Below are 20,779 nucleotides of genomic sequence, written 5' to 3'. Positions count from 1 at the left end.
CGACTGTAACCGGAACGTCACATGATCTACAGCAAACGCAAACTTGCAGTCGTGCAGCGGACACTACGGTGGGGCCATGACCACTCCCGTGCTCGAGGCCCGTGACCTCGCCAGGACCTACGGCCGAGGCCCGACGCGGTTCGACGCCCTCAAGGGGGTGTCACTCCAGGTGCACCAGGGCGAGAGCCTGGCGATCGTCGGCAAGTCCGGATCGGGCAAGTCGACGCTCATGCACCTGCTCGCACTGCTCGACAAGCCGTCGACCGGGCAGGTCCTGCTCGACGGCACCGACGCGGCGACGCTCGGAGCCCGACAGGTGAACCGCACGCGCAACAGCACCTTCGGGTTCGTGTTCCAGCAGTTCTTCCTGACCCCTAAGACCTCGGTCCTCGACAACGTCGTGCTGCCGCTCAAGATCGCGGGCGTCTCCGGGGCCGAGCGGAAGCGCCGCGGCATGGCGGCGCTCGACTCCCTCGGCCTGGCCGACAAGGCGAAGAACGACGCCAACGACCTGTCCGGCGGGCAGAAGCAGCGCGTGGTCATCGCACGCGCGCTGGTCGGTGAGCCGAGTGTCATCTTCGCCGACGAGCCGACCGGCAACCTCGACACGAACACCGGGCAGGTGGTCGAGGACATGCTCTTCGGCCTGCAGCGCGAACGCGGGATCACGCTCGTCGTGGTCACCCACGACGAAGAACTCGCCGCCCGCTGCGACCGCAGCGTCAACGTCCGCGACGGACTCATCGTCGGTGGATCGGACGGCACACCCACCGCCGGTGCCGCCATCGACCAGCAGGCCACGCACGGAAGGCACTCCGCATGAACTTCCTCGACCTGCTCCGCACCGCGGTCTCGAACACCTTCCGGTCGAAGCTGCGCACGACCCTGACCGTCATCGCGATCTTCATCGGCGCCTTCACGATCACGCTGACCTCGGCGATCGGTACGGGTGTCAGCAACTACATCGACACCCAGGTCTCGTCGATCGGCGACACCGGTTCCCTGACCATCACGAAGGCCGTCGACACCACGTCGACCGACAGCGGGCCGGCGGAGTACGACCCCGACGAGTCCGGCCAGAGCGTCGACCGCGGTCCGGCGTCGTTCTCGTACCTGTCGCAGTCCGACGTCGACGACATCCGCGCGATCGACGGCATCAAGAGCATCCGTCCAGCGGTCGCCCTGGCGCCGAAGTACGCCGAGCACGGCGACGACGGCAAGTACGTCGTCTCCCTGACCGCCAACGCGGGGGAGCTCGACGCCGACCTGGCGAGCGGGAAGCAGCTCGACGACGACACCGACGCGAACCAGGTGATCCTGCCGACGAACTACCTGGAGAACCTCGGACTCGGCAGCGCGAAGGCCGCCGTCGGCAAGGAGCTCACCTTCGCGGTGGACGACTACCAGGGCAAGGAGCACACCCTCACCGCGACGGTGGTCGGTGTGCAGAACGAGTCGCTGTTCGGGGGCGGTGCCGGGGCGAACGCCGCGCTCACCGACGCGATGCAGGCCGCGCAGGAGATCGGCAAGCCGGACTCGATCGCGACCTCGTACGCCAGCGCCACCGCGACGCTCGACTCCGGGGCCTCCGCGACCACGGTCAAGAAGGCGCTGTCGGACGACGGGTTCCTCGGGCAGACCATCCAGGACCAGCTCGGCCAGTTCCAGACCGTCATCAGCGGCATCGTCGGGGTCTTGAACGCCTTCGCCGTCATCGCCCTGGTGGCTGCGGGCTTCGGCATCATCAACACGCTGCTGATGAGCGTGCAGGAGCGCACCCGCGAGATCGGCCTGATGAAGGCGATGGGCATGGGCGGCGGCAAGGTCTACACGCTGTTCTCGCTCGAGGCGGTCTTCATCGGGTTCCTCGGCAGCGCGATCGGAGCCGGTGTCGCGATCCTGCTGGGGACGGGCATCTCGAACGTGCTCGCGGGCACGGTGCTCAAGGACCTGCCGGGCCTGCAGATCATGCAGTTCGCGCCGAGTTCGGTGGCGACGATCATCCTCGTCGTGATGTTCATCGCGTTCCTCGCCGGCACCCTCCCCGCGCGCCGCGCCGCACGGCAGAACCCGATCGAGGCGCTCCGGTACGAGTAGCGCCCGGCGTGCATAGTCTCTGACGGGTGGCGGCATTCGGGCGGGACCTCGGGGACGGGTACACGCTCACGCTGCGCGACCTGACCACGGTCGACCCGGTGCTCGAACTCGTGCGCGCGAACCTCGACCGGCTCCGGGCCGCCGAACCATGGGCGTGGGATCCGCAGGACCGCGAGACCATCGGACTGCACACCGAACGGCTGCTCGGCCAGTTCGCGATGGACCGCGCGCTCCCCTGCGTCATCCGTTCCGACGACCGCATCGTCGGGGTGGCGTCGCTGACCTTCGACCCGTACCTGGGCCAGGCGTCACTCGGCTACTGGGTGGACGCCGGACACGAGGGCCGCGGTGTCGCGGCGCGGGCCGCCGGGGTCCTGGTCGAGGTCGCGCGGACACGCGGCACCGCACGGCTCGAGATCCGGACCGGCGTCGACAACGTCCGCAGCCGCGCGCTCGCCGAACGGCTCGGGTTCGCCCTCGAGGGGACCCTGCGGCGCGCGCTGCCGCTCGGGCCCGTCCGCGCCGACGTCGCCGTCTACGGCCTGCTGCTCTAGGCGCGTCTCCCCGCCGCCCCCGCGCGCATGCGCGTGCGTCAGGAGCCCTGCGTCGCGCCCTGCCAGACCGCGAACACACCGCCGACGACCGCCAGTACGGGCAGCAGGATCCAGACGGCGAGCGCGATGAGGTTCAGGAAGACCCCCCAGCCCGCGCGACCACGGGCGAGCGGTTCCCGGCTGCGCGACGCGACGCCCAGGCACAGCCCGACGATCGGCGCGACGAACGTCCAACCGGCGAGCAGCGAGCAGATCCCGAGGACGAGGCTCGCGGTGCCGAGACCGGTGCGGGGGGACTCCGTGTACGTGACCATGCACCCGACGCTACGGAACCACTCGTGGCGTGTCGTCCCTCCAGGGCGTGATCCGGGTCCACCTGCCGACGGATGGTCACCGGACGCCGGTATCGTCGGAGCATGGCCTTGTTCGGACGACGCAACCACGACGTGCGCGATCGACCCATCAGCCAGGTCGAACTGAAGCGGGCCGTCGACGAGGGGTTCCTCATCGCGAAGGCCGCGGTCACGATCGCGGTCGGCAACCGGATCATCACGAACGCGCTGCGTGACCAGGGGTACTTCGACCACGCGCTGATCGCCGAGGCCGCGCGCGAGGAGCTCCACCGCATGGCCGAGGAGCAGCGGGGCGACGCCGCGCGCATGCGGGAGATCCGGTCGACGTCGAGCAAGTCGAAGGGCCGTTCACGGCACCAGCACGACTACCGCCGGGGTGACGACCTCAAGCTGCGCACGCGCGAGGCGACGTACGAGCAACTCGCGACGATGCTCGACAAGCGCCGCGACGACCAGCACTTCGTCGACGGCATCGTGCTCGCCGCCCGCGCCCGAGCCTGGGACGACATCGGCACCACGGTGGTCGGGCGCCTCGGCTGGGCCCAGCGTCCGGCCGACGACTACGAGATCGGGCGCGACGACCGTCTGCAGCAGATGCTCGACGAGGACTTCGCGACGTTGCTGGCCGAGCACCCCGTGGGCTCGACCCCGGTCGACGCCGACGAACCCGACGACGCCGACGGCGACGAGGACGGCTCCGACCCTGCTGACCCCGACGTCGCTCGCCCCTGACCGGGACCACGCGCAGACACGAGTCCCTAGGCTCGGACCATGGTTGATGCGGTGGTCGTCGGGGCCGGACCGAACGGACTCGCGGCGGCGGTGACGCTCGCCCGTGCGGGCCTGTCCGTCGAGGTGGTCGAACGGAACGACACGATCGGCGGTGGTGCGCGCACCGCCGAGCTCACCCTGCCGGGGTTCCTGCACGACGTCTGCTCGGCGGTGCACCCGATGGCCCTGCAGTCCGAGTTCTTCCGGCTGTTCCGGATGGAGGAGCGCATCGAGCTCCGTCTGCCCGAGGTGCAGTACGGGCACCCGCTCGACGGCGGTCGTGCGGGCATCGCGTACCAGGACCTCGAGCGGACGGCCGCCGAGCTCGGCGTGGACGGCCCGGCCTTCCGGAACCTGATGGGCCCGCTCGCCCGCGCTGCCGACCAGGTCGCCGACTTCGCCACCGACGCCCTCCTGCACGTGCCGCGGCACCCGCTCACGGTGCTGCGGTTCGGCCTGCGCGCACTCGAGCAGGGCAGCAGCGCCTGGAACGCCCGCTTCCGGCAGGACGCCGCCCCGGCGATGGTGTCCGGCGTCGCCGCGCACTCCATCCAGCACATGCCCTCGCTGTCGACGGCCGCCGCGGCGCTGTCGCTCGGCGCCTACGCACACGCCCGCGGTTGGCCCGTGCCGATCGGCGGCAGCCAGGCGATCATCGACGCGCTCGCCGACGACCTCGTCGCGCACGGCGGACGGATCGTCACCGGGCACGAGGTCCGGTCGCTCGGTGACCTCACCCCGGCGAAGGCGGTGCTCTTCGACACGAGTGTCCCCGGAATGCTGCGGATCGCCGGCTCGCAGATCCCCACGCCGAAGCGCGGTGCGCTCCGCCGGTTCCGGTTCGGCAACGCGGCCGCGAAGGTCGACTTCGCGCTGTCCGATCCGGTGCCGTGGACGAACGAGGCGCTGCGCCGGGCCGGCACGGTGCACATCGGCGGGACACGAGCCGAGATCGCCGCTGCGGAGGGCTCGGTCGCGCGCGGCCAGCACGCCGAACGGCCGTACGTGCTCGGTTCCGAGCCGACCGTCGTCGACCCGACCCGGGCGCCGAAGGGCAAGCACGTCTTCTGGGCCTACGCGCACGTGCCGGCGGGGTCCGACGTCGACCAGACCGAGGCGATCTCGCGCCAGGTCGAACGGTTCGCGCCGGGGTTCCGCGACACGATCCTGCACACGTCGAGCCGGACGGCCGCGCACATGTCGGACCACAACCCGAACTACGTCGGCGGTGACATCGCCGCCGGTGCCGCGAGCTTCTGGCAGCTCGTGAAGCGCCCGGTGCTGTCCAGCGACCCGTGGCGGATGGGCGGCGGCATGTACCTGTGCTCCGAGTCGGCCGCGCCCGGCCCCGGTGTGCACGGCATGGCCGGTTGGCGTGCCGCGAAGAGCGCGCTCCGGCACACCTTCGGGCTGCCCGACGACGTCGACCTCACCCCGGAAGGCTGATCACCATGGCGAAGAACGTCCGCATCCTGCACTGCGCTCCCGAGGACGTCTTCGACGTGCTCGGCGACGGCTGGCTCTACACGACCTGGGTGGTCGGCGCCTCGCGCATGCGGAAGCAGGAGGCCGGTTGGCCGCAGGTCGGCACGCACCTGCACCACTCCTTCGGTGCCTGGCCGCTCGTCATCGACGACGTCACGACCTCGTTGGTGTGGGACCCGCCGCACCGCATGGTGATCCAGCCGAAGGGGTGGCCGATCGGCGAGGCCCGCGTGGAGCTGACCGTGGAGCCGCACCGCAAGGGCTGCAAGGTGACGATCGTCGAGAACGCCGTCGCCGGTCCGGGGGCCTGGGTCCCCGACTTCCTCATGCAGCCGCTCATCTGGGTCCGCAACCACGAGACGCTGCGCCGGCTCGGGTGGGTGGCCGTCGGACGCGCGACGAACGCCTGAGACGTTCCCACGAGGGCGGACGGGAGGCGCGGTGCCGGCTGGCACCGCGCCTCCCGTCCGTCTTCTGGGCGCGTCGACTACTCGGCGCGCGAGAACTCGCTGGCGCGCGCCACCTGGTCGTCCGTCAGGGCGACGCCCGTGTACCGCTCGAACTGGCGCGCCGCCTGCAGCGCGATGACCTCGGCTCCGGTGATGACGTGCTTGCCGGCGTCCCGTCCCGCACGGACCAGCGGGGTCTCCGACGGGAACGCGACCACGTCGAAGACCGTGTGGGCCGCCTCGATCCGGTCCTGCGCGAAGGCGAGCGCGTCCTGCTGGTCGCCCCGCATGCCGAGGGGCGTGACGTTGACCACCAGGTCGGACTCCCCCGCCTCGCGCTCCTCGGCGATCCACTCGTACCCGTACTGCGACGCGAGCGCCGTACCGGTCTGCTCGTTGCGGGCGACGACCGTCAGGCGGTCGAAGCCGGCGCCGCGGAACGCCGCGGTCACGGCCTTCGCCATGCCGCCGGAGCCGCGGAGCAGTACCCGGGACGCAGTGTCCACGTCGTGCGAGGCGAGCAGCGCGGCGATCGCCTCGTAGTCGGAGTTCGACGCGGTGAGCACGCCGTCGTCGTTCACGACCGTGTTCACCGACTGGATGGCGGTGGCGGACTCCTCGACGTGGTCGACGAGCGGGATGATCGCCTCCTTGAAGGGCATCGACACCGAGCAGCCGCGGATGCCGAGCGCTCGGATGCCGGCCACGGCGCCGGGCAGGTCGGTCGTGGTGAACGCCTTGTACAGGAAGTTGAGCCCGAGCTCGTCGTACAGGAAGTTGTGGAACCGGGTGCCGATGTTGCTCGGCCGGGCCGCGAGCGACATGCAGACCTGCATGTCCTTGTTGAGGATGGGCATGGAGCCAGTCTCCCACCGTCGTGCCGATGGAGCGGTCCACGCGGACCGTTCGTCATGCTCGGGGTACCGTCGGACGCGATGACTGAGATCCCGGAGACCATGCGCGCCGTCCGCTTCGACGAGTGGGGTGACCGCTCCGTGCTGCACGTCGCCGAGGTCCCCGTCCCCGAGGCCACCGCCGGTCGGGTGCTCGTGCGCGTCCGCGCCGCCGGCATCAACCCGGGCGAGTCGGCGATCCGCCAGGGGCTGTTCGACGGCGGGTCCCCCGACGCGCTGCCGTCCGGGCAGGGCACCGACTTCGCCGGCATCGTCGTGGCCGTCGGCGAGGGCGTCGACGGCGTCGACGAGGGCGAAGAGGTCCTCGGGTGGTCGTGGGACCGCGCGAGCCAGGCCGAGTACGTCTCGGTGCCGGCCGAACAGGTCGTGCAGAAGCCGCGGCTGCTCGACTGGACCGTCGCCGGCGGGCTCGACATCGTCGCCACGACCGCTGCCGCAGCCGTCCGTGCCGTCGACCCCCGACCCGGCGAGACCGTCGTCGTGTCCGGTGCCGCCGGTGGTGTCGGCGGGTTCGTCACGCAGCTGCTGACGAACGAGGGCATCGACGTGATCGCGATCGCGTCCGAGGCGAACCACGAGTGGCTCCGGTCGAAGCGTGCACGGCCCGTCGCGTACGGCGATGGCCTGCAGGAGCGCATCACCGAGCTCGCCACCAACGGCATCGACGCCGTCATCGACACCCACGGTCCGGAGTACGTGCACCTGGGGATCGCCCTGGGCGTGCCGGTCGACCGCATCGAGACGATCATCGCGTTCGAGGCTGCCGCCGAGGTCGGTGCGAAGGCCTCCGGCAGTGCGGACACCGCCGACCCGGAGATCCTCGGCGCCCTCGCGATGCAGGTGGCGAACGGCGAGGTCGAGGTGCCGATCGCGGCGACCTTCCCGCTCGACCGGGTGCAGGACGCGTACGAGCAGCTGGAGCAGCGGCACACCCGCGGGAAGATCGTGCTGATCCCCTGACGGGCATCGGGCATCGGGCATCGGGCATCGGGCATCGGGCATCGGTGGTCGTGGGCGGGCCTTCGGGGTCGTTCGGGGGTTTTCCCCACCGTTCTCCGGGGTACTGCCCGGATGCCCTTGCTCGTCGCCGGTGCGTAGCGTCGGCCCCATGAGCACACTCTCCCGCCCCCGCAACGGCCGCATCCTCGCCGGTGTCTGCGCCGGCCTCGCCGATCGCTTCGGCCTGTCCCGCACCCTCGTCCGCATCGGCTGGGTGATCCTGAGCCTGTTCCCCGGGCCGCTGTGGATCGCCTACGTCGTCCTGTGGTTCGTGGTGCCGGCGGAGGGCAACACCCGCCGCTGAGCCCGGGGGCCCGAGTTTCGCGGTGAGCGACAGTTCTCGCGCTCGTGAGTCCGTGATCTGTCGCTCAGCCCGAGACTCGGCGCGGCCAGCTCGAGACCCGGTCCGTCCGGACGGGGCTGAGCCCGGTCCGTCCGGACGGGTTAGTGTGGCGGCGTGCCGGTCTCCGTCTTCGATCTGTTCAGCGTGGGTGTCGGTCCCTCGAGCTCGCACACCGTCGGGCCGATGCGGGCCGGCGCCGAGTTCGCGTCCCTGGTCGCCGGGCTGCCCGTCGCCTCCGTCGCCGTCGACCTGTACGGCTCACTGGCGTCGACGGGACAGGGCCACGGCACCCTCGGCGCCGTGGTCGCCGGCCTGATGGGGTCCCACCCCGAGACCGTCGACCCGGACGCGATGTCCGCGGCGCTCGACACCCTCGAACGCGACGGCCTGCTCCGGCTCGAGGGTGGGGCGACCGTGCCGTTCCGGCTCGCCGACATCGTGCTGCACCCCCTGACCATGCTGCCCCGGCACCCGAACGCCATGCGGCTGCGAGCCCGTGACGGAGCCGGTGCCGACCTGGCCGACGAGACGTACTACTCGATCGGCGGCGGCTTCATCGCTCGCGACAGCGACGGCGACGGCGAGGACGGCGGTGCCGTGGACGACGGTGCCGTGGTCGCGGGGGCGGCGATCCCGGTCGACGACCGTGTCCCGTACCCGTTCTCCAGCGGCGCCGAGCTGCTGGCCGCCTGCGCTGCCTCCGGTCTGCCGATCAGCGGAGTGGCGCTCGCCAACGAGTCGGTCACCCGCACCGACGCCGACGTCCGCTCCGGGCTGCTCGACATCCACGCCGTCATGGACTCGTGCGTCGACCGCTCCGTCCGCCGTGACGGATGCCTGCCCGGCGGACTCGATGTCCGGCGTCGTGCAGCCACGTGGCACGAGCAGCTCACCCGCGAGGACCCCCACCACGACCCGCTGTTCGCCATGGAGTGGGTGAACCTCGTCGCCATGGCGGTGAACGAGGAGAACGCCACCGGCGGCCGGGTCGTCACCGCACCCACCAACGGCGCCGCCGGCATCATCCCCGCGGTGCTGTACTACGCGCTCACCTACGTCCCCGCGATCACCGCTGCCGACCGCGACGACGCCGTCGTGCGGTTCCTGCTCACAGCCGGCGCCGTCGGGTCGATCTACAAGGAGCGCGCATCGATCTCCGGCGCCGAGGTCGGTTGCCAGGGCGAGGTCGGCTCGGCCGCGTCGATGGCGGCCGCCGGACTCGCCGAGGTCCTCGGGGGCACCCCGGAACAGGTCGAGAACGCCGCGGAGATCGCGATGGAGCACAACCTCGGGCTCACCTGCGACCCGATCGGTGGCCTGGTGCAGATCCCGTGCATCGAGCGGAACGCGATCGCGGCGAACAAGGCGATCAACGCCGCACGGATGGCCCTGCGTGGCGACGGCGTGCACCACGTGTCGCTCGACCAGGTCGTCGAGACGATGCGGCAGACCGGGGCGGACATGTCGACGAAGTACAAGGAGACCGCGATGGGCGGGCTCGCGGTGAACGTCCCGCTCTGCTGAGCACTGCGGTTGCCCGGGCGGCGACCGCTCAGCCGTGCAGGAGTGTCAGCAGCCGGGCGGTCTCGGTGGAGATCGCTTCGCGCCCGGCCGACACGTACTTCCGGGGGTCGACCAGGTCGGGCCGCTCGTCGAGCACGGTGCGCAGGGCACGCGTGAACAGGCCGTTCAGGTGCGTCGAGATGTTGATCTTCGTCATGCCGGCCTGCACCGCGCCCCGCAGTTCGTCGTCGGACAGCCCCGACGAACCGTGCAGGACCAGCGGGACCGGCACCGCGGCACGCAGGCGTTCCACCAGGTCGCGGTCGACCGAGGCCTCGCGGGTCTGCATCGCGTGCGAGGTCCCGACGGCGACGGCCAGGGCGTCCACCCCGGTGTCGGTCACGAACGCGGCGGCGTCGGTGGGGTCGGTGCGGACACCCGGAGCGTGCACGCCGTCCTTGCCGCCCACCTCGCCGAGCTCGGCCTCGATGGCGACGCCGGCGGCGTGACACCGGACCGCGAGGTCACGGGTGGCGGCGACGTTCGCCGCGAAGTCCAGGTGCGAGCCGTCGTACATGACGGAGTCCACGCCCAGGTCGATGCCGGCGGCGACGAGGTCCGGGTCCTCGATGTGGTCGAGGTGGACCAGGACGTCGACGTCGGCGGCCCGGGCGATCGCCTGGGTCGCGGTCGTGATCGGTGCGAGACCGCCGTGGTACCGGACGCAGTTCTCGCTGATCTGCAGGATGACGGGCAGTCCGGCCCGCTCGGCCCCGGTGACGATGGCCTCGGCGTGCTCGAGCAGCACGACGTTGAACGCGCCGACGCCGCGGTGTGCCGTGCGGGCGGTGTCGAGCAGGCCCGTCAGGGCGAGGTCGGTGATCATGCTGGGGTCCTCGTTCGGTCGGGGTGGGTCAGGAAGCGGTGGACGTCGGCGGGGTCGACCTCGCCCGCCACCGGGCGGAGGACGGCGGCGGCGCCGTGGGCAGCGGCGGCCCGGAGTGCTCGGAGCAGGGTGTCGTCGGCGAAGGGGCCGCCGGTGCCCTGCTGGTGACCCGAGCGGACCAGGGCACCGACCAGACCGGCGGTCGCCGCGTCGCCCGCCCCGGTCGGGTTGCCCGAGACGCCGGGCACCGCTGGGACCTCGAGCACGTGGTCCGTGGTGTGGGCGGCGATGCCGTGCGCTCCGCGGGAGACCACGACGACGCCCGCGCCGCGTTCCAGCAGCCGGAGGGCGGCGGTGCGTTCGTCCGGGGCGCCCGTGGCCTCGAGCAGCTCTTCGCGGTTGGGCTTGCAGACGGTGGCACCGGCGCTCGCCGCCGCCAGCAGTGCGGCACCGGAGCAGTCCACGACGCTCAGGACGCCGTGCTCGTGGGCCGTGGCGACCCAGCTCGCGACGACGTCGGGTGCGGCACCGCCGGGCAGCGAACCGGACACCACGAGGGCGGTGGCGTCGGCGCGGCCGAGCAGTCCGTCGACCGCTGCGGCGACGGCGTCCCACTCGGTGCCGGTGAGCACCGGGCCGGGCTCACCGAACATCGTCGGGTGGGCGACGTCGTCGACCACGGTGACGGTCGTGCGGGTCGTGCCGGACACCACGACGTCGGTGTGGTCGAGGCCGAGATCGTCGAGCGCGTCCGAGACCCAGCGGCCGGGCGTCTCCCCGAGGGGCAGGACGGCGTGCGTCGCGACACCCGTCGCCGCCAGGACCCGACCGACGTTCAGGCCCTTGCCACCCGGGTGCCGTGCGACGTCGAGGACCCGCTGGGTCTCGCCGATGCGCTGTTCGGCGACCCGGTACGTGACGTCGACGGCCGGGTTCGGGGTGACGACGACGATCACGAGACCACCGCCGTCCGCAGGAGGTTCCGCACCGCACCGGTGTCGGGGTCGAGGACGAGGAGGTCGGCAGGTGCGCCGACCGTGAGCGGCGCCGGGCGACCGAGCAGCCGAGCCGCACGTGTGGCGGAGGCCGCGACGACCTCGGGCACCGCGACCCCGCTCGTCAGCAGCCCACGCACTGCGTCGGCGACGGTGATCGTGCTGCCCGCCAACGACGACCCGTCGGCGAGCATCGCGACACCGCCGCGGACCGAGACCGCGGACCCGGCGATGGTGTGGTCGCCGTCGGGGCAGCCCGTCGCCGACATCGCATCGGACACGAGCACCAGGCGGCCCGGTGCACTCCGCTGGACGAGCCCGATCGTGGTCGGGTCGAGGTGGTGTCCGTCGACGATGCACTCGAGCAGCACGCGGTCGTCGGTCAGGGCGACCCCGGCCGGCCCCGGTGTGCGGTGGTGGAGCGGTGGCATGCCGTTGAACAGGTGCGTGACGAGCGTGGCGCCGGCGTCGATCGCCCGGCGGGTCTGCTCGGCGGTGGCATCGGTGTGCCCGATCGCCACGACGACACCGTCGGCGACGAACCGCGCCACGGTGTCGAGGGCGCCGGGGAGCTCGGGGGCGAGTGTCACGACCCGCAGCGCGCCGTCGGCGGCCGCCAGGTACGCGTCGACCTCGAGCGGGTCCGGGGCGTGGAGCAGGTCCACCCGGTGGGCTCCGCGGCGGGCCGGGGACAACCACGGCCCTTCGAGGTGCAGGCCCGCCAGCGTGCCGTCCGAGGTGAGCGGTCGCAGGCGCGTGAGGGCTGCGACGGTGTCGTCGGGACGCCCGGTCGCGATCGAGGCGACGAGGGTCGTGGTCCCCCGTGACCGGTGGTGCGCGGCCGCCGCTCGGGCGTCCGCGGCGGAACACGTCGCGAAGTCGTGGCCGAGTGCGCCGTGGGCGTGCAGGTCGACGAAGCCCGGTACGACGGTGCCCTCGACGGTGACCGCGGAGTCCGCGCGCGGCGGTGTGCCGGCACCGACCGCGAGCACGGTGGCGTCGTCGCCGAGGACGAGCCACCCGTCGTGCAGGTCGTGGGCGGCGGTCACGATGCGTGGCGCGCGGACGAGCGTGGTCACAGCAGCACCCCGTTCTCGAGCACCCGCCGTGCGAGCAGGCCCGCGCCGATGGCTCCGGCGGCGTCGCCGCGGGCGGCCGGCAGGATCTCCGGTGCGCGGACCCCGACGAGCCGCTTGGCCACCGCCGTGCGGAGCGGCCCGAACAGCAGCGGGCCGGACTCGGCGAGTCCCCCGCCGACGATGACGGTGTGGCAGCCGGCGACCGCGGTCGTCCAGGCGAGGGCGTCCGCGAGCACGGCGACGCAGTCGTCCCAGACGGCGGTCGCCACGGTGTCGCCGTCGCGCACCCGGAGCATGGCTGCGTGCGCTGATGCCGACCCGGAGCGGCGTGCGACTCCCCCGGCCGATGCGATCTCCTCGACCCGGAGCCCCGCGTGCGGTCCGGACGGGATCAGCACCTGGCCGATCTCCCCCGCCCAGCCGCCCCCGGACACGACCTGGCCGTCGACGACCAGCGCGCTGGCCAGGCCGGTGCCGACGGGTACGAACGCGACCGATCCGCGGGACAGCGCCGGGTCACCGGTGTGGGTCTCGGCGAGGGCGCCGGCACGGACGTCGTGGCCGAAGGCGATCGGGACGTCGACACCGCGTCGGACGAGCTCGGCCCGCACGAGGTCGCGGACCGGCACGTCCCGCCACCCGAGGTTCACCGCGAGGACGACGGTGCCGGCGGCTTCGTCGACGACACCCGGCGTGACGAGCCCGACGGCGTCGAGCCGACCGCGGTCGAGCGCCCGCACTGCCAGGTCGGCGACGGCCACCGCCAGTCGGAGCCCCGACGGATCGTCGCGGGGCGTCGGGACCCGGGTCTCGTCCAGGACGAGTCCGTCGGCGTCGGTCAGCCGGGCCTTGGTGCCCGTGCCGCCGACGTCGACCCCGAGCACCGTGCCTGCGCCCGCCATCAGGTGAGGATGACCGACCGCGTCAGCGAGCGGGGGTTGTCCGGGTCCAGCCCACGACCCTCGGCCAGGGCGACGGCGAACCGGTGCACGACGACGAGGCCGGCGATCGGGTCGAGGTCGTGCTGCACGAAGCGCGCACCGGTGGCGGCGACCTCGTCGGCCAGCCCCTGCGGTGCGGCACCGAGCGACCAGACGAGCCGGCCGGGCTGCGCGATGGCGATCGGCCCGTGTCGGTAGTCCATCGCCGGGTAGGACTCTGCCCAGAACTGCGCGGCCTCCCGTGTCTTCAGTGCGGCCTCGAACGTCAGGCCGACGGCGGCACCGCGGCCCACGAAGGAGACCTGCTCGGCGTCGAGCAGGTCGTCGATCGGCAGGGTCAGCGCGATCTCGGCCTGGGCGGCGAGGGCCTCGACGTCGTCGCCGATCGACGCGCGCAGCAGGGCGAGCGCCGTGGTGGCGAACCGCGTCTGCACGACGGAGCGCTCGTCGGCGAAGGGCAGTGCGACCACGTCGTCGGCGACGGCCGCGGCGGGACTGTCCGCGACGGCCGTGATCAGGACGGTGCGCTGCGACGGCAGGGCCTGCAGCAGGTCGACGATCTCGGTCGTCGTGCCCGAGCGGCTGATGGTGAGCACACGGTCGTACTCGCGAGAGGCGGGGTACTCGGAGCCGGCGAAGGCGTCGGTGACCCCGAGGCCGGCCTGCTCACGGGCGACGGCGTAGCTCATCGCGATGAACCAGCTCGTGCCGCAGCCGATCACGGCGACGCGTTCACCGGGCTGGGGGAGCGCGTCCGAGAAGGTCGGCAGGAGTGCCGCGGCGGCGCGCCAGGTCTCCGGCTGGGAGGCCAGTTCGGCGCTCACGAAGGTGTCGGTCATGGGAGCCTTCCGGTCCGGTTCGATCCGGGTGATCGATGATCAGGAAGCGTAGCGAGCGATCGTGCGCGATGGAAGACCAAAGCGTCAATTCCGATCACCGAGCAGTCGCGATGGCACCGTAGGATGGCCGTCATGACCCCCCAACAGCGGCTGAACGCCCTGCTCGAACTGGTGAGCGAACGCGGCAACGTGTCGATCGCCGAGATCGGCGAGCTGCTGGGGATCTCGGCCGCCACGGCCCGACGCGACCTCACGACGCTCGCCGACCAGCGGCTCGTCACGCGCACGCACGGCGGAGCCGCGGCGCTCGGGGCCGGCTACGAACTGCCCCTGCAGTACAAGATCGCGCGCCAGGCCGAGGCGAAGACCGCCATCGCCCGTGCCGCCGCGCGACTGGTGCAGCCGGGCGAGACCGTCGGGCTGAACGGTGGGACCACCACGACCGAGGTCGCGCGAGAACTCGGCAAGAGCGAGCGGTTCATCCGTGCCGACGGTGAGTTCGGGATCACCATCGTGACGAACGCGCTCAACGTCGGGTACGAGCTGTCCGTCCGCGCCAACGTCAAGATCGTGGTCACCGGCGGGGTGGCGCGGCGGCAGTCGTACGAGCTCGTCGGCCCGCTCGTCCGCGACACCCTCGACGAGTTCGCGCTCGACCTCGTGGTCCTCGGGGTGGACGGGCTCACGGGGCAGTACGGCGCCACGACCATGCACGAGGGCGAGGCCGAGGTCAGCCGGCACTTCGCCTCGGTCGGCCGACGGGTCATCGTGGTCGCCGACTCGACCAAGATCGAGCGGTCGACGTTCGCCAGGATCTGTCCGTTGGACCGCATCGACGTCCTGGTCACCGACCAGCCCGTCCCGCCGGCCTTCGCAGCCGACCTCGCCAGCGCCGGCGTTGAGCTCGTCGTCGCCGACTGAGCCGACGGACGAGCGCCCGGATCCCGGGCGCGACGTTTCGATCGTGTAAAACCCTCCCGTCGTGGACCCATGAGCGATCCGTGAGCGCCTATTGTGCATTCATGATCGATTCGGCATCATGGGCGTCACAATCACGCAAGGGAGCGAGATGAGCATGGGCGTTGACAACGGGATCCTCCGCGTCGCGGTGATCGGGATGGGCCAGCGGTCCGCCATCGCAGGGCACGTCGCCGAGGCGGTCGGCGCGGACCCGGCACTGCGGGCGCAGGTCGTCGCCGTGGCGGACGTCACCGCAGCGGGCCGCGAGCGCGGGCGGGCCGAGTACCCCGATGCGCTGGTGGTCGAGCACCACCGGGACCTCACCGGCCAGGTCGACGCTGCGATCGTGACCACGCCGGACTGGACGCACGCCGAGATCGCGATCGACCTGCTCCGCGCGGGCATCGCCGTCTACCTCGAGAAGCCCCTCGCCATCACGGTCGAGGACGCCGACGCGGTCCTCAACACCGCCGCCGAGACGGGCACCCCGCTCTACGTCGGCCACAACTTCCGCCACGCGGCCGTCGTCCGCCTGATGCGCGAGATCGTCGACCGCGGCGAGATCGGCGAGGTCAAGGCCGTCTGGTGCCGCCACTTCGTCGGCAACGGCGGGGACTACTACTTCAAGGACTGGCACGCCGACCGCGCGAACGTCAACTCCCTGCTCCTGCAGAAGGCCAGCCACGACCTGGACGTCATCCACGCACTCGGCGGCGGGGACACCAGCCGCGTCGTGGGCATGGGGTCGCTGTCGGTCTACGGCGACGTCACCGACCGACGGGACCGCAGCGGCGAGCTGATGGGGGACTGGTTCTCGCAGGACAACTGGCCGCCGCTCGCCCAGACGGGGCTGAACCCGGTCGTCGACGTCGAGGACGTCTCGATGGTGATGATGACGCTCGACAACGGCGTGCAGGCCAGCTACGAGCAGTGCCACTTCACCCCGGACTACTGGCGGAACTACACGGTCATCGGAACCGAGGGTCGCCTCGAGAACATCGGCGACACCGGCGGTGGCGTCGTGAAGGTCTGGACGCACCGTCGCGGCTGGGACACCGCGGGGGACCGCGAGTACCCGATCGACGGCGTCGAGGACGGCCACGCCGATGCCGACCTGATCACCATGACCGAGTTCCTGCGGTCCGTCGCCCTCGGCGAACCGACGGAGCTGTCCCCGATCGCGGCGCGCGCCGCGGTCGCCGCCGGTGCCCTGGCGACCCGTTCGCTGCGCACCGGTTCCGTCCCCATCGACGTCCCGCCGCTGCCGGCCGAGACGATCGCGCACTTCAGCCGGCCCGCCACACCCTCCACACGACCCGCTCCGCACCCCACCCACCCCGCCCAGACCGTCGGTTCCTGACGGCCGTGCGAAAGGACCTCCCGATGACCGCACACATCCCCGCCCGAGGAACCGGCGTCCGCCGGATCCTCGTCGGCGCCGTCGCCGCCCTCGGCGCGGCCGCACTCCTCGCCGGGTGCTCCACGTCCTCCGGGGCGTCGAGCTCCGGCGGCGACTACACCGCCGCCGCGAAGGACACCAAGGCGAACCTGACGTACGCCGTCTGGGACGAGAACCAGGTCAAGGCGATCAAGGCCAACCTCAAGGGCTTCAACGAGGAGTACCCGGACATCAAGGTCAGCGTCGACGTCACGCCGTTCGCCAACTACTGGACGAAGCTGCAGACCCAGGGCTCGAGCAACACGCTGCCCGACCTGTTCTGGATGAACGGCCCCAACTTCCAGCTGTACGCGGCCAACGGCAAGCTCGCGCCGATCACCGGCGAGGTCAAGGCCGGCGACATCGACCCCGCGAAGTACTCGAGCGCGCTGAACGACCTGTACACGTACGACGACACCCAGTACGGCGTGCCGAAGGACTTCGACACCATCGGCGTCTGGGTCAACAAGGCCCTGTTCGAGAAGGCCGGCATGGACCTGCCGTCGAAGGACTGGACCTGGGACGACTTCCAGAAGACCGGCGCCGAGCTCAGCGAGAAGCTCAAGGCCGACGGCGCGTACGGCGCGGCCGGCGGCATGGACGGCCAGACGACCTACTACGACACGATCTTCCAGGCCGGGGGATCGGTCGTGAACGCGGACGGCACGAAGTCCGAGTACGCCTCGAAGGCATCGGAAGCGGGTCTGCAGTTCTGGACGGACCTGATCGACTCGGGCGCTTCGCCGTCGATGAAGCAGCTCACCGACACCACCGCCGACCAGTGGTTCACGTCGGGCAAGCTCGCGATGTACCAGGGCGGCAGCTGGTTCCGCTCGGCCCTGACCGGCACCGCGATGGAGAAGGACATCGTCGTGTACCCCCTGCCGAAGGGCAAGGAGCAGGCGACCGTCATCCACGGTGTCTCGAACGTCGTGTCCGAGGCGAGCAAGAACAAGGCCGCGGCGCAGGCGCTCCAGGTCTACCTCGCCGGCAAGACCGCCCAGCAGCAGCAGGGCGACATGGGCGCCGTCATCCCGGCCTACGAGGGCACGCAGTCCGCCTTCACGAAGACGATGCCGGACGCCGACCTGCAGGTGTTCCTCGACGCCGTCGACTACGCCAAGCCCCTGCCGGTGTCGAAGAACACCGCCGCGTGGAACACCCTCGAGACCAACCTCCTGCCGAACGCCTTCGACGGTTCGACCCCGGTCGACGACGTCGCGAAGCAGCTCGCGCAGAAGATGGACGCCGCCCTCGCCAAGGAACAGTGAGTCCCGAGCCGATGACGATCAACACCGAGCGGCCGCAGGCCGCCTCCACCCCCGCCCGGACGACGCGTTCGTCCGGGCGGGGCGCCCCCGGCCCGACGGCCGGCGGCAAGCGCGCACCCCGACGGACCGACGGCTGGTGGCCGTGGCTGTTCGTCCTGCCGCTGCTCATCGGCGTCGGCACGTTCTACATCTGGCCGATCATCCAGACGTTCTGGTACTCCTTCACCAGCTGGGGCGTGTTCGGCGGTGCGACGTTCAGCGGCGTCGCGAACTACGTCCGGCTCGCCGGTGACCCGCAGCTGTACCAGTCGCTGCTCAACACGATCGTCTACACGGTCATCGTGCTGGCCGGGATCCCGATCGCGGTGTGGCTCGCCAGCCTGCTGAACACCCCGGGCCTGCGGTTCGCGCAGTTCTACCGGGTGCTCTTCTTCCTGCCCTACGTCGCCATGCCGGCCGCGATCGCCCTCGTCTGGCGCATCATGTTCAACGGCGACTACGGCATCGTGAACTGGTTCATCGGACTGTTCGGCATCGACGGTCCGTACTGGATCTCGACGCCCGGGTTCGCGCTCGTCGCGGTGAGCTTCGTCGGCCTGTGGTCGTCCCTCGGGTTCTCGATGATCATCCTCGGCGCAGGCCTCAAGGACATCCCACCGGAGCTGTACGAGGCGGCCGAGCTCGACGGCGCGAGCCGCTGGCGGCAGTTCCGCTCCGTCACGGTCCCGCTGCTCAGCCCGAGCATCTTCTTCGTGGTCATCGTCACGACGATCTCGAGCTTCCAGCTGTTCGACCTGCTCTACGCCATCCTCGGCAGCACCAACCCGGTGATCCCGAAGACGATGTCGCTCGTCTTCTACTTCTACAGCGCCGGGTTCATCGACAACGACAAGGGCTTCGCGGCCGCGATCGCCATGGTGATCTTCCTGCTCATCGGCATCGTCACGCTCGTGCAGTTCCGTGTCCAACGGAAGTGGGTGCAGGCATGACCGCAACCGTCACACCGCCACGGGCAGCACGCCGGCCCGGTCGTCGCGGCGGCAGTCACTGGTGGATCCACGTCGTCCTCGGCGTCGGCGGCTTCGCGATGGCGTTCCCGTTCGTCTGGCAGATCATCATGTCGCTGTCCACGAACGCCCAGGTGCAGTCCGTCACCCCGACGTTCTGGCCGGGGGAGCTGCAGTGGCAGAACTACGCGCAGGTGTTCGAGCGTCTGCCGTTCCTCAGCCAGCTCGGCACGTCCGTGTACGTCACGATCATCCGCACCCTCGCGCAGATCGTGCTCTGCACGCTCGCCGGCTACGCCTTCGCCCGCATGCGGTTCCGCGGCCGGGCGATCCTGCTCGCGATCGTGCTGTCGATCCTGCTCGTGCCGTCGCAGGTCTACCTGATCTCGCAGTACCAGATCGTGCAGGGGCTCGGATGGCTCGACACCCTGATGGGGATCGTCGCGCCGGGCCTGTTCAGCGCGTTCGGCACCTTCCTGATGCGGACGGCGTTCCTGAACATGCCGCCCGAGCTCGAAGAGGCTGCGCGCATGGACGGCGCGAACCCGTTCCAGACGTTCTGGCGGATCATGCTGCCGCTCGCCCGTCCCTCGATCAGCGTGCTCGCGATCACGACGGTGCTGTGGTCGTGGAACGAGCTGCTCTGGCCGCTCGTCGTCTCGACTCGTGCCGAGGACATGCCCCTCGCCGCAGGACTCGCGACGCTGTCGAGCGACCGGACGATCGACTACCCGGTGCTCATGGCCGCGAGCCTGATGGCCATGGCCCCGGTGCTCATCATGTTCATCGTCCTGCAGCGGCGGGTGATGGACGGGCTCGCCTCGTCCGGTCTGAAGTGACCGCCGACACCCCCGGCCAGGAGGCCCGTCCCGCGTCCGTCGCGGTCCTCGCCGCCGCCGTGGGGTCGCCGGACGACTCCGCCACGGTGGCGGCCGCACTGGCCGCCACCGTGGCCGACGCGGAGCCCGCCCAGCGGGACGCCCTGCTGGTCGCCGCGCTCCGCGCGGCCGTGCCCGGCAACGCCGCGGCGCTCGAGGCGCGGGGGCTCCCGCGCAGCCTCGCCGAGGCGTCCGTGGCGGACGTCGACCGCAAACTCGACCGGTACGGTCTGCGTGGCACGGGGGTGGACTGGCTCGTCGCGGTGGCGACCGGTCGCGTGGTGGCCGTGGGGCGCCTCCAGTACGAACTCGGCGACCACCTGCCCGACGGCCAGCCGGCCTGGGGCGTCCACGTCCCGGAGACCGGGCCGCTCCATCCGGACACCTGCGACCGGTCCTTCGCCCGCGCGCCGGAGGTCCTGCGCGCCCTCGCACCGGCGCTCGCCGCCGACCGGTGGCAGTGCCGCTCGTGGATCCTCGATCCCGGTCTGGCCGCGGTGCTCGGCCCCGACGCGAACCTGGTGCGCTTCGCCCGACGGTTCCGGCTCGCGCCACCCGGCCCGCACGACGCCGCCGAGGGCGACGAGAGCGTGGCGAAGTTCGTGTTCGGTGTGCCGCTGGCCACGGCGCGCGCCTCGAACGCGTCCGGTCGCCTGCCCCTGGCGGTGCTCGACCGGTGGGCGGCGGGCGCGCACTGGACCGAACGGACCGGCACCGCACCCGTCGTCTGATCGCGCGCAGCAGTCAGCGCGTACCGTGCAGCGCATGACGAAGCCCGACCACGACCACCTCGACGACGGCGTGGACATGACGTTCGAGGAACGACGCCAGGACACCTTCCGACGCATGTCCGGGTCCGACGCGCACGACGCCGACCCCCGGGTCGAGGTGTCCCGGGCCGAGGACGGTGACGTCCGCATCGACGTGGCCGACACCGCAGCCGTGCGCCCCGGCGGTCCGAAGCGCGCCTGATCCGTCACCCCGTCAGCCGGTGACGGTGGGGCACGGCATGATCGT

At 71.5% G+C, this 20,779-nt stretch carries 23 protein-coding genes; 16 read left to right on the top strand and 7 right to left on the bottom strand.

All coding sequences use genetic code 11. The annotated features are described in order from the left end of the window. The first annotated feature begins 76 nt into the window (after window positions 1-76). Genes M4960_RS09780 through M4960_RS09770 form a run of 3 tightly spaced genes read left to right on the top strand, consistent with a single transcriptional unit; the run spans window position 77 to window position 2,651 of the window. Complete coding sequence (locus M4960_RS09780) at window positions 77-823, top strand: ABC transporter ATP-binding protein (protein ID WP_123293019.1); 747 nt, start codon at window positions 77-79, stop codon at window positions 821-823. Continuing rightward, complete coding sequence (locus M4960_RS09775) at window positions 820-2,097, top strand: ABC transporter permease (RefSeq protein ID WP_123937041.1); 1,278 nt, start codon at window positions 820-822, stop codon at window positions 2,095-2,097. Before M4960_RS09780 ends, M4960_RS09775 begins: the two co-directional genes overlap by 4 nt. 26 nt (window positions 2,098-2,123) lie before the next feature. Next, on the top strand, window positions 2,124-2,651 hold the full coding sequence (locus M4960_RS09770) for a GNAT family N-acetyltransferase (protein WP_248704126.1): 528 nt from the start codon (window positions 2,124-2,126) through the stop codon (window positions 2,649-2,651). A 38-nt stretch (window positions 2,652-2,689) separates the two neighbouring features. On the opposite strand, the gene M4960_RS09765 is transcribed toward M4960_RS09770, so the two are convergent. Further along, complete coding sequence (locus M4960_RS09765) at window positions 2,690-2,965, bottom strand: hypothetical protein (RefSeq protein WP_248704125.1); 276 nt, start codon at window positions 2,963-2,965, stop codon at window positions 2,690-2,692. Between the two features lie 102 nt (window positions 2,966-3,067). On the opposite strand from M4960_RS09765, the gene M4960_RS09760 reads away from it, so the two are divergent. The 3 genes from M4960_RS09760 to M4960_RS09750 are packed head-to-tail and all read left to right on the top strand — an operon-like array spanning window position 3,068 to window position 5,670. Next, window positions 3,068-3,736, top strand: coding sequence for a hypothetical protein (locus M4960_RS09760; protein ID WP_111083572.1), 669 nt, complete (start codon window positions 3,068-3,070; stop codon window positions 3,734-3,736). 39 nt (window positions 3,737-3,775) lie between these two features. Continuing rightward, a complete protein-coding gene (locus M4960_RS09755; RefSeq protein ID WP_248704124.1) occupies window positions 3,776-5,221 on the top strand; it encodes an NAD(P)/FAD-dependent oxidoreductase in 1,446 nt (481 codons plus the stop codon). A gap of 5 nt (window positions 5,222-5,226) precedes the next feature. Next, window positions 5,227-5,670, top strand: coding sequence for an SRPBCC family protein (locus tag M4960_RS09750; protein WP_123293024.1), 444 nt, complete (start codon window positions 5,227-5,229; stop codon window positions 5,668-5,670). A 77-nt stretch (window positions 5,671-5,747) separates the two neighbouring features. Here the strand turns inward: M4960_RS09750 and M4960_RS09745 are convergent, their stop codons facing one another. Continuing rightward, complete coding sequence (locus M4960_RS09745; RefSeq protein ID WP_248704123.1) at window positions 5,748-6,566, bottom strand: shikimate 5-dehydrogenase; 819 nt, start codon at window positions 6,564-6,566, stop codon at window positions 5,748-5,750. A gap of 78 nt (window positions 6,567-6,644) precedes the next feature. Here M4960_RS09745 and M4960_RS09740 point away from each other — a divergent pair, with 78 nt between their 5' ends. From M4960_RS09740 to M4960_RS09730, 3 genes are all read left to right on the top strand, one after another. After that, window positions 6,645-7,583 (top strand): NADP-dependent oxidoreductase, encoded by a 939-nt coding sequence (locus tag M4960_RS09740; RefSeq protein ID WP_248704122.1) that lies wholly within the window; start codon window positions 6,645-6,647, stop codon window positions 7,581-7,583. A gap of 148 nt (window positions 7,584-7,731) precedes the next feature. Continuing rightward, window positions 7,732-7,926, top strand: a complete 195-nt coding sequence (locus M4960_RS09735) for a PspC domain-containing protein (protein WP_111083567.1) — start codon at window positions 7,732-7,734, stop codon at window positions 7,924-7,926. Window positions 7,927-8,079: 153 nt separating this feature from the next. Beyond that, window positions 8,080-9,489: an L-serine ammonia-lyase gene (locus M4960_RS09730; RefSeq protein WP_248704121.1), complete on the top strand. Its 1,410-nt coding sequence runs from the start codon at window positions 8,080-8,082 to the stop codon at window positions 9,487-9,489. 28 nt (window positions 9,490-9,517) lie between these two features. Here the strand turns inward: M4960_RS09730 and M4960_RS09725 are convergent, their stop codons facing one another. Genes M4960_RS09725 through M4960_RS09705 form a run of 5 tightly spaced genes read right to left on the bottom strand, consistent with a single transcriptional unit; the run spans window position 9,518 to window position 14,208 of the window. Next, entirely contained in the window at window positions 9,518-10,354 is an 837-nt protein-coding gene (locus tag M4960_RS09725) for a class II fructose-bisphosphate aldolase (protein ID WP_248704120.1), read from the bottom strand. Next, window positions 10,351-11,310: a PfkB family carbohydrate kinase gene (locus tag M4960_RS09720; RefSeq protein WP_248704119.1), complete on the bottom strand. Its 960-nt coding sequence runs from the start codon at window positions 11,308-11,310 to the stop codon at window positions 10,351-10,353. Before M4960_RS09720 ends, M4960_RS09725 begins: the two co-directional genes overlap by 4 nt. Beyond that, window positions 11,307-12,428: an N-acetylglucosamine-6-phosphate deacetylase gene (nagA, locus tag M4960_RS09715; protein WP_248704118.1), complete on the bottom strand. Its 1,122-nt coding sequence runs from the start codon at window positions 12,426-12,428 to the stop codon at window positions 11,307-11,309. The genes M4960_RS09720 and nagA overlap by 4 nt, the downstream gene beginning before the upstream one ends. After that, on the bottom strand, window positions 12,425-13,330 hold the full coding sequence (locus M4960_RS09710) for an ROK family protein (RefSeq protein ID WP_248704117.1): 906 nt from the start codon (window positions 13,328-13,330) through the stop codon (window positions 12,425-12,427). Before M4960_RS09710 ends, nagA begins: the two co-directional genes overlap by 4 nt. Further along, window positions 13,330-14,208, bottom strand: a complete 879-nt coding sequence (locus tag M4960_RS09705; RefSeq protein WP_123293030.1) for an SIS domain-containing protein — start codon at window positions 14,206-14,208, stop codon at window positions 13,330-13,332. The genes M4960_RS09710 and M4960_RS09705 overlap by 1 nt, the downstream gene beginning before the upstream one ends. Before the next feature lie 132 nt (window positions 14,209-14,340). On the opposite strand from M4960_RS09705, the gene M4960_RS09700 reads away from it, so the two are divergent. From M4960_RS09700 to M4960_RS09670, 7 genes are all read left to right on the top strand, one after another. Next, window positions 14,341-15,129 carry a DeoR/GlpR family DNA-binding transcription regulator gene (locus M4960_RS09700; protein WP_165901013.1) on the top strand — a complete coding sequence of 263 codons (789 nt, stop codon included), beginning with the start codon at window positions 14,341-14,343 and terminating at the stop codon, window positions 15,127-15,129. Window positions 15,130-15,277: 148 nt separating this feature from the next. Then, entirely contained in the window at window positions 15,278-16,528 is a 1,251-nt protein-coding gene (locus tag M4960_RS09695; RefSeq protein ID WP_248704116.1) for a Gfo/Idh/MocA family protein, read from the top strand. A gap of 23 nt (window positions 16,529-16,551) precedes the next feature. Continuing rightward, a complete protein-coding gene (locus tag M4960_RS09690) occupies window positions 16,552-17,877 on the top strand; it encodes a sugar ABC transporter substrate-binding protein (RefSeq protein WP_123339407.1) in 1,326 nt (441 codons plus the stop codon). 11 nt (window positions 17,878-17,888) lie between these two features. Next, the gene (locus tag M4960_RS09685) at window positions 17,889-18,866 is read left to right on the top strand and encodes a carbohydrate ABC transporter permease (protein ID WP_111083559.1); all 978 of its coding nucleotides are present in this window, start codon (window positions 17,889-17,891) and stop codon (window positions 18,864-18,866) included. Next, a complete protein-coding gene (locus M4960_RS09680) occupies window positions 18,863-19,723 on the top strand; it encodes a carbohydrate ABC transporter permease (RefSeq protein ID WP_165901014.1) in 861 nt (286 codons plus the stop codon). Before M4960_RS09685 ends, M4960_RS09680 begins: the two co-directional genes overlap by 4 nt. After that, a complete protein-coding gene (locus M4960_RS09675) occupies window positions 19,720-20,493 on the top strand; it encodes a hypothetical protein (protein WP_248704115.1) in 774 nt (257 codons plus the stop codon). The genes M4960_RS09680 and M4960_RS09675 overlap by 4 nt, the downstream gene beginning before the upstream one ends. 34 nt (window positions 20,494-20,527) lie before the next feature. After that, on the top strand, window positions 20,528-20,734 hold the full coding sequence (locus M4960_RS09670; RefSeq protein ID WP_111083557.1) for a hypothetical protein: 207 nt from the start codon (window positions 20,528-20,530) through the stop codon (window positions 20,732-20,734). The last annotated feature ends 45 nt before the right edge of the window (window positions 20,735-20,779 follow it).

This window comes from Curtobacterium sp. MWU13-2055 (genome assembly GCF_023242305.1).
Classification (GTDB): Bacteria; Actinomycetota; Actinomycetes; order Actinomycetales; family Microbacteriaceae; genus Curtobacterium.
The sequence above is the reverse complement of the archived record's forward strand: the minus strand, read 5'-3'. Positions and strand labels throughout refer to the sequence as shown.

Coding starts and splice junctions, on each gene's coding strand:
- M4960_RS09780 (WP_123293019.1), top strand. CDS start 77: ATGACCACTCCCGTGCTCGAGGCCCGTGACCTCGCCAGGACCTACGGC.
- M4960_RS09775 (WP_123937041.1), top strand. CDS start 820: ATGAACTTCCTCGACCTGCTCCGCACCGCGGTCTCGAACACCTTCCGG.
- M4960_RS09765 (WP_248704125.1), bottom strand. CDS start 2,965: ATGGTCACGTACACGGAGTCCCCCCGCACCGGTCTCGGCACCGCGAGC.
- M4960_RS09760 (WP_111083572.1), top strand. CDS start 3,068: ATGGCCTTGTTCGGACGACGCAACCACGACGTGCGCGATCGACCCATC.
- M4960_RS09755 (WP_248704124.1), top strand. CDS start 3,776: ATGGTTGATGCGGTGGTCGTCGGGGCCGGACCGAACGGACTCGCGGCG.
- M4960_RS09750 (WP_123293024.1), top strand. CDS start 5,227: ATGGCGAAGAACGTCCGCATCCTGCACTGCGCTCCCGAGGACGTCTTC.
- M4960_RS09745 (WP_248704123.1), bottom strand. CDS start 6,566: ATGCCCATCCTCAACAAGGACATGCAGGTCTGCATGTCGCTCGCGGCC.
- M4960_RS09740 (WP_248704122.1), top strand. CDS start 6,645: ATGACTGAGATCCCGGAGACCATGCGCGCCGTCCGCTTCGACGAGTGG.
- M4960_RS09735 (WP_111083567.1), top strand. CDS start 7,732: ATGAGCACACTCTCCCGCCCCCGCAACGGCCGCATCCTCGCCGGTGTC.
- M4960_RS09725 (WP_248704120.1), bottom strand. CDS start 10,354: ATGATCACCGACCTCGCCCTGACGGGCCTGCTCGACACCGCCCGCACG.
- M4960_RS09710 (WP_248704117.1), bottom strand. CDS start 13,330: ATGGCGGGCGCAGGCACGGTGCTCGGGGTCGACGTCGGCGGCACGGGC.
- M4960_RS09705 (WP_123293030.1), bottom strand. CDS start 14,208: ATGACCGACACCTTCGTGAGCGCCGAACTGGCCTCCCAGCCGGAGACC.
- M4960_RS09700 (WP_165901013.1), top strand. CDS start 14,341: ATGACCCCCCAACAGCGGCTGAACGCCCTGCTCGAACTGGTGAGCGAA.
- M4960_RS09695 (WP_248704116.1), top strand. CDS start 15,278: ATGAGCATGGGCGTTGACAACGGGATCCTCCGCGTCGCGGTGATCGGG.
- M4960_RS09690 (WP_123339407.1), top strand. CDS start 16,552: ATGACCGCACACATCCCCGCCCGAGGAACCGGCGTCCGCCGGATCCTC.
- M4960_RS09685 (WP_111083559.1), top strand. CDS start 17,889: ATGACGATCAACACCGAGCGGCCGCAGGCCGCCTCCACCCCCGCCCGG.
- M4960_RS09680 (WP_165901014.1), top strand. CDS start 18,863: ATGACCGCAACCGTCACACCGCCACGGGCAGCACGCCGGCCCGGTCGT.
- M4960_RS09670 (WP_111083557.1), top strand. CDS start 20,528: ATGACGAAGCCCGACCACGACCACCTCGACGACGGCGTGGACATGACG.